Annotated in this window: 13 protein-coding genes; 2 read left to right on the top strand and 11 right to left on the bottom strand. The window is 42.6% G+C overall.

What is annotated here, in order from left to right; genetic code table 11:
- Positions 1–2: 2 nt before the first annotated feature.
- From wecC to ACUALS_RS15320, 10 genes are all read right to left on the bottom strand, one after another.
- Positions 3–1241, bottom strand: a complete 1239-nt coding sequence (gene wecC, locus ACUALS_RS15365; RefSeq protein WP_005470068.1) for a UDP-N-acetyl-D-mannosamine dehydrogenase — start codon at positions 1239–1241, stop codon at positions 3–5.
- Between the two features lie 30 nt (positions 1242–1271).
- On the bottom strand, positions 1272–2408 hold the full coding sequence (gene wecB, locus ACUALS_RS15360) for a non-hydrolyzing UDP-N-acetylglucosamine 2-epimerase (protein ID WP_454449759.1): 1137 nt from the start codon (positions 2406–2408) through the stop codon (positions 1272–1274).
- A 15-nt stretch (positions 2409–2423) separates the two neighbouring features.
- Positions 2424–4640 (bottom strand): GumC family protein, encoded by a 2217-nt coding sequence (locus tag ACUALS_RS15355; RefSeq protein ID WP_454449758.1) that lies wholly within the window; start codon positions 4638–4640, stop codon positions 2424–2426.
- Positions 4641–4681: 41 nt separating this feature from the next.
- The gene (locus ACUALS_RS15350; protein WP_334474961.1) at positions 4682–5221 is read right to left on the bottom strand and encodes a polysaccharide biosynthesis/export family protein; all 540 of its coding nucleotides are present in this window, start codon (positions 5219–5221) and stop codon (positions 4682–4684) included.
- A gap of 6 nt (positions 5222–5227) precedes the next feature.
- Complete coding sequence (locus ACUALS_RS15345; protein ID WP_454449757.1) at positions 5228–6466, bottom strand: outer membrane beta-barrel protein; 1239 nt, start codon at positions 6464–6466, stop codon at positions 5228–5230.
- A 10-nt stretch (positions 6467–6476) separates the two neighbouring features.
- On the bottom strand, positions 6477–7892 hold the full coding sequence (locus ACUALS_RS15340; RefSeq protein ID WP_334474963.1) for an undecaprenyl-phosphate glucose phosphotransferase: 1416 nt from the start codon (positions 7890–7892) through the stop codon (positions 6477–6479).
- A 497-nt stretch (positions 7893–8389) separates the two neighbouring features.
- Positions 8390–9139 (bottom strand): phosphate ABC transporter ATP-binding protein PstB, encoded by a 750-nt coding sequence (gene pstB, locus ACUALS_RS15335; protein WP_038135235.1) that lies wholly within the window; start codon positions 9137–9139, stop codon positions 8390–8392.
- Positions 9140–9173: 34 nt separating this feature from the next.
- Positions 9174–10037: a phosphate ABC transporter permease PstA gene (gene pstA, locus ACUALS_RS15330; protein ID WP_005470214.1), complete on the bottom strand. Its 864-nt coding sequence runs from the start codon at positions 10035–10037 to the stop codon at positions 9174–9176.
- 16 nt (positions 10038–10053) lie between these two features.
- Positions 10054–10986, bottom strand: a complete 933-nt coding sequence (pstC, locus tag ACUALS_RS15325; RefSeq protein ID WP_038188250.1) for a phosphate ABC transporter permease subunit PstC — start codon at positions 10984–10986, stop codon at positions 10054–10056.
- A 93-nt stretch (positions 10987–11079) separates the two neighbouring features.
- Positions 11080–11901 (bottom strand): phosphate ABC transporter substrate-binding protein, encoded by an 822-nt coding sequence (locus ACUALS_RS15320; RefSeq protein WP_005470267.1) that lies wholly within the window; start codon positions 11899–11901, stop codon positions 11080–11082.
- Between the two features lie 382 nt (positions 11902–12283).
- Between ACUALS_RS15320 and ACUALS_RS15315 the strand changes: the two genes are divergently transcribed.
- Positions 12284–13927: a methyl-accepting chemotaxis protein gene (locus tag ACUALS_RS15315; protein WP_454449756.1), complete on the top strand. Its 1644-nt coding sequence runs from the start codon at positions 12284–12286 to the stop codon at positions 13925–13927.
- A 64-nt stretch (positions 13928–13991) separates the two neighbouring features.
- Here the strand turns inward: ACUALS_RS15315 and ACUALS_RS15310 are convergent, their stop codons facing one another.
- Complete coding sequence (locus ACUALS_RS15310) at positions 13992–15335, bottom strand: DEAD/DEAH box helicase (protein ID WP_334474989.1); 1344 nt, start codon at positions 15333–15335, stop codon at positions 13992–13994.
- A 342-nt stretch (positions 15336–15677) separates the two neighbouring features.
- Between ACUALS_RS15310 and ACUALS_RS15305 the strand changes: the two genes are divergently transcribed.
- A complete protein-coding gene (locus ACUALS_RS15305; RefSeq protein ID WP_005470243.1) occupies positions 15678–15926 on the top strand; it encodes an Lpp/OprI family alanine-zipper lipoprotein in 249 nt (82 codons plus the stop codon).
- Positions 15927–15981 lie beyond the last annotated feature (55 nt).

Genomic DNA, 15981 nt, shown 5'->3' with positions numbered 1-15981 from the left:
GCTTACACTATCCCGCGAGTATCAATCACTACCTTAGTCGCAAACTGTGTCTTGTCTGCAGCTTTAAACTGCTTGTGATCAACAAGAATAACAATAATGTTTGCTCTCTCTAGAGCAGCATCTAACGCCATTTGCTCGACACCTGCGTTGACAAGTTTTTCAGGAATAGCGTGTACATTTGGTTCGACAGCTAAAACTTGACCTATATTTTTTGCCGCGAGTTCTTCTACTATTTGTAGAGCAGGGCTTTCGCGTAAGTCGTCGATATCTGCCTTAAACGCTAAACCTAAACACGCAATGACCGGTCGTTTAAACTCATCTGCAGCTTTCTCTACCTGATTAATAACATAGTGTGGTTTTGCGTCATTCGTTAAACGCGCTTGACGTATGATTTTTGCCTCTTCTGGCGCGCTATCCACAATGAACCAAGGGTCAACAGCAATACAGTGTCCACCAACGCCAGGACCTGGGCTAAGTACGTTTACACGTGGATGGCGGTTGGCTAATTTGATCAACTCCCAAACGTTGATTTTTAGCTTGTCACAAATAACAGATAGCTCATTGGCGAACGCAATATTCACATCTCGGAATGAGTTCTCCGTTAGTTTCGCCATTTCCGCTGTACGTGCATTGGTTACGATACATTCGCCACGAACGAAGGTAGAATAGAGTTCTGCCGCTCTATCGCTACATGCTTTCGAAAGCCCACCGATAACTCGATCATTTGAAACGAGCTCTTGTAAAACGTAACCAGGAAGCACGCGTTCAGGGCAGTGTGCAACTTTAATATCAGCAGCATCACCTTTTTGTTGAGGGAACGTCAAATCAGGTCTAGCCGCCGCCAACCATCCAGCAAGTTTTTCAGTCGCGCCGACCGGTGAAGTAGACTCGAGAATGACTAAGTTACCTTTCTCAAGCATCGGAGCGATGGCTTCACAAGCCGCTTCGATATAGGAAAGATCAGGCTCTTTATCTCCTTTAAAAGGTGTAGGAACAGCAACCATAAAAGCATCAGCCTTTTCAGGTGTTGTTGTAGCTCTTAAATTACCTGTACTCACCACACCGCGCACGACAATGTCTAAATCTGGCTCAACGATATGTATGTTACCTTCGTTAATAGTATCAACCGCGTTTTGGTTGACATCTACACCAACGACTTCAATACCTCGAGATGCAATGACCGCAGCTGTAGGCAACCCGATATAACCAAGACCAATAACAGAGATTTTTTGGAACGACATGATTTATTCCTACTATCAGAAAATTAAAAATTACGAAAAATGGTTGCGAATAGCATTAATGATGCGACTGCACGCTTGACCGTCACCATACGGGTTGTGTGCCTTACTCATTTTTGTATAGGCTTCTTCATCATTAATTAGGCGATTGACTTCTGAAATTATGGACACTTTATCTGTACCCACTAATTTAACTGTCCCTGCTGCTACAGCTTCAGGGCGCTCTGTTGTTTCGCGCATAACGAGTACTGGTTTTCCAAGTGAAGGGGCTTCTTCTTGAATACCACCAGAATCAGTTAAAATGAGATACGATCTATCCATTAAATAAACAAACGGTAAATAGTCCTGAGGTTCAATAAGGTAGACATTGTCTATACCTTTCAAAATTCGATTCACTGGCTCTTGGACATTCGGATTAAGGTGCACAGGATAAATGATTTGTGAATTTGGGTTGGTTTGCGCTATTTCTGCCAAAGATTCACAGATACGTTCAAATCCCCCGCCAAAGCTCTCTCTTCGATGGCCAGTCACCAAGATCACCTTTTTACTAGGATCTAACATTGGGAAAACATGTTCCAATGTTTCGATTAAATCGACGTCTTCTCTGAGGCGATGTTTTATTAGCATTAATGCATCAATAACTGTGTTCCCTGTTATTGATACACTCGTTTGTTCAACGTTCTCAGCGTATAAATTGCGTGCGGAACCTTGCGTTGGCGCAAAATGTAACGTGCTCAAAGCACCAGTTAGTTTTCTATTCCCTTCTTCTGGCCAAGGCGAGTAAATATTACCCGTCCGCAGCCCTGCTTCCACATGACCCACAGCAATTTGTTCATAGTATGCGGCAAGGCTAGCCGAAAGAGTTGTCGCTGTATCACCGTGCACCAAAACCATGTCCGGCTTAAATTCCTGCAATACGGGGCGGAGACCTAAAAGAATTTTGGTCGTCACATCATTTAGAGATTGGCCCGGTTTCATAATATTCAGATCGAAATCAGGCTTAATATCAAAAAGATCCAATACTTGATCTAACATTTCTCTGTGTTGTGCTGTAACACACACCTTTGCTTCAATACCAGCAGCCACTTCAAGCTCTTTTACCAACGGAGCCATTTTGATTGCTTCTGGACGAGTACCAAAGACAGTAAGTATTTTAATTGGTGAGTTCATTGTATTCCGTTACCTTTAACTATTTTGCGCGTATTGCGCATACTCTGAGTAATTGTGTGAGCCCTTTTTCGGTGAAGGAACCTGATTTAGTACTACACCATCAATAGTTATTTGATGCTTGGTAAACAGAGTCATTGTGTGTTTATACACCGATTTAGATGTACTATTTGCTTTTATAACCAGAAGAATGCCTTGGGTTAATTTTCCGATTATAAATGCGTCTTTAACCGGTAGCACAGGAGGTGTATCAAATATAATTCGGTCGTATTTACTTGCTAAGTATGTCACGAGTTTTTCAAATGCTTTACTGCTTAGCATCTCTTGAGGGTTTGGCGCTAACATACCAGCACCTAATACATCTAGATTCGAATCTCCAATTGTCGCTATACATTCTTCAAAAGGCGTATTCATCAACAAAATATTAGTTAAGCCTGGTTGACTAACCGACAAGCCGAATCGCCCTGCAATAGATGGCTTTCTTAGATCGCAGTCTATGAGAAGGACTTTTTCAAGCTTAGAAAATGAAAGTGCCAGATTGACAGACGTCGTAGTTTTACCCTCACCCGGAACAGATGACGAAATAGCCAACATCTTTCTCTCTGAATTCTGAAGGTTCAAGTACAAAGATGTCCGGATAGAGTCGACTGATTCTTGGAATACCGCAAACTTGTTATTAGTAAATACTCTCGAGTCGATAGGTGATTTCCTGTATTCCTTATCTTTTACTATCGGCAGCGTGCCAATGGGTAAGAGGCCAAGTTTGTTTTCAAAATCACGAGCAGACTCAATTGTATTATTGAATGCGTCTAAGCAGATAACCAGCACAGTGGCAAAGCCAAGACTGGCAACAAATGCTAGAACAACAATCAGCTTTTTGTTTGGTTTGTTTGGATATTGAGGTGTAAGAGCATAGTCACTAAAGCGTGCATTGGCAGCACTAAAGTCACTAGTTGCTGTTGTTTCTTTTTGGCGAGTCAAGAACAAGTCATACAGCTTTGCGTTTGTATCAACTTCTCTCTTCAATGCATCATATTCGCGCTTTATTACACTCAGAGATTGAAATTCATCTTTCTTGCTTAGTAACTCTCGTTTTAAAAGCTCTTCTTGATTGATTGCGCTAGCTAGCTCTTTTTCAATGCCATTGATTAGTTTTTTTACAACTTTCGCTGCTCTTTGTTGAATAGATTTAAGCTGCGCGTTGGCTTGAATCATTTTGTCATGCTTTGGACCGTATCGCTTGGCGAGCTCACTGACTTCTCTCTCTGCATTTGATTCTGCAAAACGGATATCTCTTATCTGTGGGTGGTTAGATATCTGCGAAATGGAAGCAAGAGTAGCGACATCCTTTGCAGAGTTGCTCTTAAGAGCATTGTACAACGCTTGAGTTTCAATCCGCCTATCCGTAGCCTTTGCAATTCGGTCGGTTAGATTTGAAAGCTCTGAACTAGTAAGCGCGATAATACCGCTATCATCAATCAGCTCTTGCTGTTTTAGAAAACTCAATAATGCTTGCTCAGACTCATCGAGTTGACTTTTTAGTTCTGCCAAACGTTGGTTAATCCAGCCAGTAGCTTGCTCTGTTGCGACTAGTTTTGATTCAAGGTTGTTCTCAATAAACGCGAGACCGACTTCGTTGGCAATTTTTGCAGCCAATTCTGGGTCAGTAGATTCAAACGAGATGTTCACTAGTTGCGTTTTTCTAATAGGCGAAATACTCAACTTACCTTTAAAAGCTGTTAACACTTTGCGATTAACGGACTCTTCAACACTTTTGAGATCAAGCTCTGTTATTTCTTTTTGAGGGAAATAAGATTCAACAATTGGATGCGATAGTATCTGTTGTTTAAGACTTCCTAATAAGCCTTTTTCTGAAGACTCTACGCTCGGATTAAACTCCTCAAGTTCCGATAGTCGGAGCTTATCAATCACACGTTGCGCCACTTGATTCGATTTCAAAATTTCATATTGAGTGAGGTAGTATTCTTGTGCTTTAGTATCAATGCCAATCACCTCCTCAATAGAGACAGCTTTGGCTGTGCTCGATTCAATAAGAAGCGTTGCCGTTGCTTTATAGGTTGGCGTTATTGATAAAACCACCATGACGGCTAAAGCAGTACACAATAGTGCAAAAAACGAAATGGAAAACCAGCGGGATTTGATCAGGTGTACATAATAACCGATGTCGATCAATTGCTCGTTTCTAGACTGTGTTGTATGGGTGTTATTAAGCATGCTGACGTCCATAGCTTGTTATTTTAGATAAACGGTCGTAATTAGAAAAAACTTTGCTCAATAACAATAATGTCCCCTGGCATCACTTTATTTGAGAGTTTTACTTTGCTTTTGGATTCTTCTGAACCAGATTTTGCAATATAGACTTTTCCTCTTGCAGCACGGTCAGTAAATCCACCAGCCAATGCGATTGCTTTATCGACGGTTAAACCCGGTTGATATTCATAGCCACCCGGCTTCTTTACTTCACCATTGACATAGATACTGCGAAAACCGATAACGCTCACACGCACCTTTGGATCGATCAGGTAATCGCCTTTCAAACCTTTCACGATTTCGTTGCGCAATTGCTCCGGTGTTTTATTAAGAGCGTTGATTTGCCCTAAATAAGGATACTCAAATCGCCCGCCATTACTTATATAAAGCTCTGAAATTGACAAGTCTTCTTCACCATAAACTGAGATTTGAAGCTTATCACCGGCCCCTATCTTATAGGTATCATCAAACGCTTCAGCATTAGCTTTTAATGTCAAAGAAAAAACAACTAAAAATATTGATATGTATTTAATCATTGAAGACATTATCCGTTAGAAAATAAGATTTGCTGACACGTAGTAAACATTTTGCTTATATTTATTTTGTTCTATAGATGAGTCATTATTCTCTAAACGCCATCCCGCACCAATCTCGATATCATCGCGTAGTTCATATCCTAGTCCGAGGCCGAGTCTATATAAATCTTCGGTACGTGTTGACTCTGAATAGTCATCTTTTACATATAAAAAAGACAGGTTCGTAAATAAGTTTGAACGCCAGTAGTGCTTCCAGTTTGAATCAAAACTCTTTTCATCCACGTAATTAGAGCCTTGCTCAGGATCTTTTGCACGCTGGGCGGCAGAGACAAGCACCGTAGAATAGGATAGCGGTTTCCATTCGAGGTCTAAATCCCAACTAAAGCCATTAAAGTCCACTTTGTCTGCTTCAGAATAAGACTTGTTTTGGAAACCTAATCGCAATTTACCTTTGGTTTTCCCGGTAATGTCCCAAGTTGCACCTGTTAGTAGAAATCTATCTACGCTATCTTGAGACGTAGTTGTATCTGTTCCATCGTATTTATAGTCTCGATTATTGACATCTACTTCCACTAATAACTGAGTTGCGGGTAAAGCTCGATAGTAAAACGCCATTCCGATACCAAACTCAAAGTAGTCTTTGTATTTGGTACTTAATGGGGTAAATTGAGGTTCTTTGATGTTTCTATAATTTTGATAGTTTTTGTCTTCCAAGCGAAGAGATGACTCAATTCGCCCCTTTGCTTCGTCAGAACCATAAGCATGAGTGATACTCGCTTTATGAACGGAAAACTCTACCGGACTTTCCGCAATAGTCGACAAATTATCCCCGGCAAGAATACCAGTACCACGCTCTTCATGTTGGTATAAAAATGCATAGTCGATAGACAACGAGTTGCGGCGGTTGATCGAAATGAAGTTTTCGCTTACAAAGCGATGATCAATGTAGTTATCGTCACGACTGTCGAAGTAAGTACCAGAAGACACTTGATAGAGTAGTTGATACAGGCTCTCCCCTCTCTCTGCCTGCAAAGCAACACCTGGCTCAAGTACGATTAAAGATGAGGACTCGGGGTTCTCTTGCTTAGAGTATCGACCTATGTTGTCATTGTATTCATAAGCACTGTTAAAAATCGGAATTACTTTTATTCCAGATTCCGTTACATATCCATTTCCTTCCAGAGCTGCATGGGCATGACTACTCCCGACAATAGATAAGGCAAGAGCAGGCAGTATCTTGTTCGATATCTTCATGGATAATCCTTTAGTAAGCTGTTTTACCAGTGAAACCTTTGAAAATCGTTAGATAGACTATTTTGATATCTAACCACAGTGTCCAGTTTTGAATGTAGGTTAAGTCGTACTCGACTCTTTTCTGCATTTTATCGAGCGTGTCAGTTTCGCCCCGGTAGCCGTTTACCTGTGCCCAACCTGTTATTCCGGGTTTGACATGATGACGAAGCATATACTTATCTATCAGTCCTCTATACTCTTCGTTGTGCGCAATGGCATGAGGTCTTGGACCAACAATCGACATTTGTCCGGTCAACACGTTGAAAAATTGCGGCAGTTCATCTAAAGAGGTCCGCCTTATAAAAGCGCCAAATTTCGTGACTCTCGGGTCTCCCTTAGTCGCTTGCTTAACAACAGGGCCATTATCTGTTGCTCGCATTGAACGGAATTTCCAAACTTTTATTGAACGACCATCTAACCCATAGCGATCTTGTTTGAAAATAATTGGACCCGGGGAAGAAAGTTTTACACCGACGGCAACAAATAGAAGGATTGGTGCTATTGCTAGAATGATAAGAATGGATAAAACTACATCTTCAATCCGTTTAATCACCGATGAAAAGCCTCGAAAAGGAGTATCATGTACACTGAGCGTCACGACGTTGCCTATGCTATTCCACCTAGAGTGCAGTAAATCAAAAGTGAAAAAGTCAGGGACAATATGCACATGTGCGTTAGAGTCAGCAAAGGCATTCAGAATTTGTTTGATACGCTTTGCAGCTTCCATTGGAAGAGCGACATAAACGTTCTTTACACTTCCATGTTTGGCTAGTAATAAGGCGTCATCAATGTTGCCCAACATTTTTAGATTGGTTTGGACAGAGCCTAAACTATCTTCAATCCTTTCTAACGTTCTGTCATCGTAAAAACCAACTAACTTCTCGCCATTGTGTTTATTTTTCTCTAATTCTTTTCCTAGTAGCAACCCTGCTCGAGTCGCACCAATAATGATAGATTTATTACGGTAGCAATCATCTGGCCTTAAACGCTCGGGTAATGCAAATACTGCCCATCGCCATAACATCAAAGATACGGGGGTCACTAGGAACCATACACCAAGTACGACACGAGAATACGAATCTGAAACCTTAAGGAAGAAACCTATTGCTAATGAGATTGCAATACAAATAAGCCAGGAAATAAGAACTGTTACTAGAAGTTGATTTAACGAAACACGTTTGTGTGTACGGTATACCCCAGAGACTTCAGCAGCTAAGTAATAAGACACTAAAACGAAAGATAGAATTACCTTATAAAGAGATGAAAACTCATCTACATAGATAAGTGTTGTGACAATAAGAACAAAACTGATGATAAATATATCGAAAAATCGATACATCAGTACCGATTCTTCTCCATGCTGCTTTATAGGATATCCAGTTTCCATATGAGTTGTTAGGCCTATCTCTGTCGTTCAACGCTACCGCCCTTAGGTTTAGCCCCCAAAGTACTTAAGCAAAAATAATTGTTGTCTGTCGAAATCCAATTTCTGAATCTCATTTTTAAAGCGTATATAGTCTGAATATTTTTCACCGAAAAACAAACACCCTTTAATACCTTATTACTAGAGTTCTTTTTATTGAGAGTGCAAATTTTCTTATCTTTGAGAAAGAGAGGTTCAACGCGATTTAACTCGAATAAATGTGAAAAACAGCTTTCGCAGGCAGTAATTATCCATTAGTAGACATGACCAACAACTAGCACTTTTGATCTTATGAATACGCCAATTAATAAACTTGTGTTCTAGTACTTTGTGTTATGCATTTTTTATTTTCAATCTTGTTACATTCGAAAGCTAAAAAACAAAAAAAGCCCCTCATAAAGAGGGGCAAAAGTACCATCGCTTATAGTTATAGTGATATTGCCAGTAAATAGCGTTTAAAGTTAACCGAAATCACCGTTGACATAACCTTTGGTGCGATCATCTTTTGGTGAACTAAAGATATTTTGCGTTTCATCGTGTTCCACTAACTCCCCCATTAGAAAGAATGCGGTCCGGTCAGAGATACGACGCGCTTGCTGCATGGAATGCGTCACGATGACGATGGTGTAGTTCTTTTTCAGCTCTTCCATCAACTCTTCAATTTTGTGTGTCGCAATAGGATCCAGCGCAGAAGTAGGCTCATCCATCAGGATCACATCTGGCTCCATCGCGATGGTTCGAGCGATACACAGACGCTGCTGCTGACCACCAGATAGACCGAACGCATGAGACTTAAGACGATCTTTTACTTCATCCCATAGTGCCGCGCCGCGTAGAGAGCGCTCAACCACTTCGTCAATGTGCTTTTTGTCTTTCACACCTTGAGCACGCAGACCATACGCCACGTTCTCATAAATGCTCATTGGAAACGGGTTTGGCTTTTGGAACACCATGCCAACTTTGATACGCAGATCCGCCACGTCGATATTGCCGTAAATATCGGTGCCATCCATATCCAGCTTACCGGTGATTTTTACGCCTTCAATGAGATCATTCATGCGGTTTAGACAGCGTAGCAAGGTCGATTTTCCGCAGCCTGATGGGCCGATAAGTGCCGTTACTTGGCGAGTTGGAATCGGCAAATTGATCGCTTTTAGTGCTTGGTTGTCACCGTAAAATAGGTCTAGATTTTCAATATCAAACTTGTTCATTTTCTTAATCTCTTTAATTCGTGTTTGTGTGCGATTAGTACGTCGCTTTGTTGAAGCGGCTAGCAATAAGCTTTGTCGTCATGTTGATTAATAAGACCACGACAATCAGCACTGTCGCTGTACCGTAAGCTTGGTTCCACTCTTCAATAGTGAACAGCTCGGTAGTCAGCTTGTATAGGTGAACGGTCAGCGTTCGTCCCGAATCGAGCAAAGAGTCTGGAACTCGAGCAACCATGCCAGCTGTTAGGAAAACAGGGGCCGATTCACCAATGACACGACCAATACTAAGAATGACCGAAGTTAAGATACCTGGTGTCGCACTGGGTAAGATTAAACGCCAGATAGTGTAAATTTTCGAAGAACCTAGCGCGTAAGAGCCCTCACGATAGGTTTGTGGTACAGCCATCAACGCTTCTTCCGTTGTACGGATGATGACAGGCAGAATCAGGATACTCAAAGTCAATGCACCCGAAAGGATCGAGAAGCCCAGACCGAGAATCGCGACGAAAAATGTCATACCAAATAGACCAAAGATAATCGATGGAATACCCGCCAATGACTCAGTACAAAAACGAATAACTTTGACCAGCTTACTGCCGACTTTTGCATACTCCGTTAAGTAGATGGCCGTCATAATACCCAGTGGCGCTGCCACTGCAATAGAGGCGATAACCATGTAGATAGTCGCGACTATCATAGGGAAAATACCTTTCTCTTCCCCAGTTGCCGTGTAGTTATCGGTGATGAATGCCCAATCTACATGCTTTAAACCATTCGATAAGATGTACCAAATGATCCAGAACAGGAAGCCTACCGTTAAAGCGGCGGCGGCCCAGATAAAACCGTTTAAGATCTTGTCCTTAAACTCTCGAGATTGTTTTAGTTTTGCGCGGTCCATAATCGTCACCTATCGCTTATTTCGCTTTTTCGCGATTGAGATAAAGAAGAGCTGCATTGAGCATCATGATGAAGACAAGCAGTACAACACCCGTGGCGTAAAGTGCGTTAGCGTGAACACCACTTGCGTAGGACATTTCAATCGCAATATTGGCCGTTAGCGTACGCGCAGAGTCCAATATGCCCTCAGGCATTGCGGGTGCGTTACCCATTACCATGATGATCGCCATCGTCTCACCAAGAGCACGGCCGATTCCAAGGATTACCCCGGTCATAATGCCGCTGCGTGCTGCTGGAACAAGGAGCTTAAATATGGTGTAAATCTTAGAGGCACCAAGTGCTAGCGAGCCTTCTTTATAGGTGCGAGGAACCGCTCGAATCGAGGTTTCAGAGACGGTAATTACCGTGGGTAGAATCATGACACCCAAAACAATAATACCCGCCAAAATTGTGTTACCTGCCGGTACTTGGAAGATATTTTGAATTAGAGGAACGATGATAACCAGGCCAAAGAAACCGTACACTACCGATGGAATACCCGCCAACAACTCGACAGCCGGACGAATAACATCGGCAACACGTTTCGGCGCGATTTCAGCGATGAAGATTGCGGTCAATACGCCTACGGGTACACCCACTATAACGGCACCAAATGTTGACACAACCGAGGCAACAATCATGGTTGCAACGCCGTAAAGCGCCGGTGGTAGCCAATCTTGGCCAAGGACAATCCCCGACACTCCAGCTTCTTGGAATGCAGGGATGGATTCTTTAACAATGAAGTAAGCAATAATTGCCAGTGAGACGATACCGATTACGGCACTCGCGAGAAACAGGCCATGGAAGATACGCTCTTTCCAGTCAACGCGTTTGCGCTCTCGTAATGCTGGCTTAGAAACTTGAGTCGCTTCAGTATTCATAAGCTTTTCACTATTGGTTGCGATGGTCATAAAATTCTTACCTGGAGAACGAAAAGAATCGTTTCAGAGTCAGAAAAGGCTCAGCCCAAAACTAGGCTGAGCAATTAAGTAGATTTACTGGGATTAGTTAACTGAGATGTAACCTTTCTTGTCTACAAGCGCTTGTGCGTCGTCAGATACCATCCACTCTAGGAACTTCTGAGTTTGTGCTGAAGGCTTACCTTCTTTGTATAGAACTAGGAATGGACGTGCCACTTTGTAAGAGCCGTTCTTCACATTATCAACAGACGCAGGTGTGCCATCGATAGACAGTGCATTAACAGAAGCGTCAACAGTGCCTAGGGAAATGTAGCCGATTGCGTAAGGGTTAGATGCAACCATTGTTTTTAGCGCACCGTTACCGTTAGCAACTTGAGCGCGCTGAGAAATTGCAGAAACTTTCTTACCAGAGATTTTCTTTTTCAATTTCATGATGTCTTCGAATGCACCACGAGTACCTGAAGCTGTATCACGAGTGATTGCAACGATAGGCTTGTCTGCGCCACCAACGTCTTTCCAGTTAGTGATTTCACCTTTGTAGATTGCTGTGACTTGCTCAGCCGTTAGGCCGCTTAGATCGTTTTTCGGGTTAACAACAACTGCGATACCGTCCATTGCCACTGTAAGCTCTTTAAGAGCAGGCTCTTTTTCGGAATCTTTTAGGTTACGAGAAGACATACCTAGGTCAGCACTGCCGTTTTTCGCCGCTTTTACACCCGCAGAAGAACCTGGGCCTTGAACTTCAATAAATACATCTGAGTTTGTCTTCATGTATGTTTCAGAGAAAACTTCCATCAGTGGAGTTACGCTGCTAGAGCCCACTGCAGAGATCGTTTCTTTAGCAGAAACTGAAGTCACTGCCATTGCGCCTAGAAGTGCGATTGCACCGATAACTGTCTTTTTCATCACAATATCCTTAATTGGCTTTATTGCCGTTGTGTTTCACTTGAACGATGCTCACTTTAGGACCATTATGTGACAGTTGTGTTTCACTTAGTTGAAGCCTCTATGACAGCTTAGTTTTGCTCTCTCTCCTTTAATACTCATTGAGTTATGAATCAATTATTGTGAGAAACTGTGTCAGCTGGATTATAATAATTGATGCAATTAGTTACATAAACCACTGAAAATTAAATAAATTCAGTTGCATAACGTCCTATCAAAAATTGCACACAACTCTAAATTTGTGTATTGAATTATCCTCGCAGGGAATTAGAATCATTCTCGAAACTAATAAAAATAATAATTTATTTACTATTACATTGCTTTTTTATGAAGAGGACCTTTCATGCGCCAACTACTCAGTGGCTTGTCTATTAAGCTTCAGGTGGTTGTGCCTGTTATTTTTACTTTGTTACTTCTCGTTGCAGGTATCAGTTACAGCACTTCAAATCTGAAAAATGTATTCAATCAAGTAACCATCTCTACCGAAAACTTGGTCACCCACAAGGATGAACTCACCAAAATCATCGACAACACTTACGGAATGCGCATTAAAGCCATTTACAGCCTTTTTAGATCCGATGATGTAGCGCAACTTGCAACGACTTTGGAATCCAAAAAACAAACCAATTTCCGCTTGTTGGACTCCCTAGCCCAAGTTAAAGGCCTCGAGGCAGAGGTGAAAGCGATGCGCAACGCCATCGACGATTACGTGAGCTACTCTATTGATACAATGACGCCTTTGCTAAAGACCAAACACGCTAGCGAATCATTTTCTGCGGCGTTTGAACAACAGTACGAACAAGCATCAAACGTTTACCGAACCAAGGGCAACGCGATGGTAAAAGCGATCGACGACTTGTCCGCTAAGCTCAACGAAATTGCATTGCACGAAGTCGCAGCCAACGAAACCAGTCACTCGAATGTGATGTTTAACGCGATCCTCGGCTTACTTGCCGTGCTTGGTACCGCTCTAGTGATAAGCTGGCTACTGGCAGGTATCATCGTTACCCCAATCAAATCACTGCAAAAAGCGATGAAAGAGCTTGCTCAAGGCAACCTCAAAACGGAAGTAAGCGTGGAGGGTAACAACGAAATCACTGCGCTATCACAAGACTTCAACTCGACGGTTAAGCAGCTACAAGGAACCGTCGATGCGCTGGTACGAATCAGTGTTGATGTTGCTTCTGCTTCGACTGAACTTGCGGCTGTAATGACGCAGTCAAGTGCAAACTCCGATCAAGAGAAGAACGAAGTTGAGCACGTTGCAGCTGCCATAAACCAAATGGAAAGCACCGCTTCTGAGGTCACCGAAAACGCTAATCGAGCCGATTCTGCCTCTACACGTGCTGACAAACTTGCGCGTGAGAGCCTTACCGTATTTGAACAGAACACGCGTTCAAGTGAGAAAATGGCTCATCAGCTTTCAGAAGCCGCAACAGTAGTAAACTCACTGAAAGAGCAATCTGAGCAAATTGGTAAAGTCATTGAAGTTATCGAAAGCATTTCAGAGCAAACCAATTTACTTGCGCTCAATGCTGCGATCGAAGCGGCTCGAGCAGGCGAGAGTGGTCGCGGTTTTGCCGTTGTCGCAGATGAAGTCCGTATGCTTGCAGCACGCACGCAAGAGTCCACCAAAGAGATCCAAGTCATTATCGAAGAGCTGCAAAGACAATCAGGAAGCGCGAATGAGAGCATGAACTCGAGTTTAGAGCTACTGAGTCACAATCAAGACCAAGCCAGCAAGGTTAGAGAGTCCTTGGGTAACATTAGCGCCTCAATCTCAGAACTGACAACTATAAACGCTCAAGTCGCGGTTGCATCGGAAGAGCAAGGGCAAGTGACCTCTGACGTAAACAACAACCTGAGCAACATTTACGAGCTTGTAAGCCAAAATGTAACCGGAATTACCCAAGCTGCTGCCGCAAGCCAAGAGTTATCAACGCTAGCAGAAAACCAAAAGCAACAACTGGGTTTCTTCAAGGTCTAACCGCGGTATTTAAGCAAAAAAGGGGCTGCCAATTGGCAGCCCCTTTCTGTTTTGTTTGACCTGTTTATTCGTCGTCCGCTTTGGGAGCAACTTTCTTTTTCGGGATGAACACACTGTCACCCACAGCCACGTTTTGGTGGAAGCTCTTATCTCGCTTCACTGGTTTCTTAACTGCTTTCTTCGCTTGAGGTTTAGCACTCTTAGTCACTTTGCCCTTATTGCGGAAATCTGGCTTACGCGGTTTTAACCCTTTGAATTTCCCTTTTAAACCTTCAAGCTCTGAAAAGCTAAGGTCTTGCTGTAAGTAGGCTTCGACGCGTTTAAAGCTGTCCCAGTCTTTCGGACCAACCAATGAGATCGCATCCCCTTTATTGCCAGCACGACCAGTACGACCTACTCGGTGAACGTATTCTTCCGTGTGTTTTGGCATATCAAAGTTGATTACGTGGGTAACATTCGCAATATCAAGGCCACGAGAAGCAACATCTGTCGTGACCAAAATCTTAAACACCGCTCGCTCAAACTGGCTCATGATGGTGTTGCGCTGAGTTTGATTTAGATTGCCACTTAGCGCGATGGCTTTCAGCTTTTTCTCATTGAGTTTTTCGGTCAAACGATCTGTGTCAGCTCGAGTTGCCGTAAAGACAATAATCTGCTTGTACTCTGCTTCTTGCAGCACACGCTCCAATATCGCCTCTTTGTGATCAAGGTGATCACACAGGTAAAACTTCTGAGTGATGTCCTTGTGCTCTTCATTCGAGACTCCGACAGCAATACGCTTTGGTGCATTCAACATTTCAAAAGCGATATCGTTCACTTCCGCATGATCCAATGTCGCAGAGAACATCAAAGTCTGGCGACGACGGTGTTTTGCCGCATTGTGAATACGGCGTAACTCTGGTGCAAAACCAAGGTCGAGCATACGGTCTGCCTCATCAAGAACCAAGGTTTCTAACCCTTCTAAGAAAAGCGAACGATGCTCTAGGTGATCCGCCAAACGACCTGGGGTCGCGACAATAAACTTAGGGTACTTTCGTAGGGCTTTTACTTGGTCATTAAAGTTTTCACCACCAACGATCAAAGTGGCGTCATAAGACAAGCCAGCCAACATTGTGCGCAGCTCTCCGTACACCTGTTTTGCAAGCTCACGCGTTGGTGCAAGTATCACGGCACGAGGATCTTTGACAGAAAACGCTTTGCTCTTTAACGACTTGTGCAGCATAGGCAAAACAAAGGCAAGCGTTTTACCTGAACCTGTTTTTGACGAAGCCAACAAGTCTTTACCAGCAATCGCGACCGGTATTGCTTTTTGCTGGATCTCCGTTGCTTTCTTAAAATCGAGATGTTTTAAGTTTTTTAACAAGCGGTTGTCTAAGCCTAAATCTTTAAAATGCAAAGTATTCTCCATTGGTACAGCAATATTTTCCATCACTCAAAAAGAGTGAGTTGGAACAGAAAATGAGTAAAAACAGGCTATGATACCTAGATTTACCCAAAGTAGATAGTGATCACATTAAATATCACTTGATGGTCGAAAATGGATAAGAATCGTTCTCAAAAACCGACGTAATTATAGCTCTCACCAATGAGACTCAGCTCAACTTATTGGATAATTGCTTAAATTCTTGGGTTTTTTTGACTTTATTCTGCTTTAGCAAGCGTAAAATTAGCACTACACTATTCACGTCACTATACGCAAGAGAAGGTATAGGACGACTTTATTGATACATATATTTCAAGGAGTTCGATTATGAACAAAATGTTGATCGCAGCTGCAGCGTCTTCTGTACTTCTACTAGCTGGTTGTGCTTCTGGTCCAGATGCAGCAACAACCGCTAAGATGGATGAGCTAAGCAACCAAGTTAGCCAACTAAGCCAAGACGTTCAAGCACTTCAATCTGAAGTTCGTAAGTCTGGCGACGCTGCAATGTCTGCACAAGAGGAAGCGTCACGCGCTAACGAGCGTATCGACAACATTGCTCAGTCTTACACTAAGTAATTACGTCTTCTTAAAGAAAGGGTCTGCAAATGCAGACCCTTTCTTTTTTCTGTGA

Source organism: Vibrio sp. NH-7 (assembly GCF_053643215.1).
This window is presented reverse-complemented; position numbering and strand designations above follow the sequence as displayed.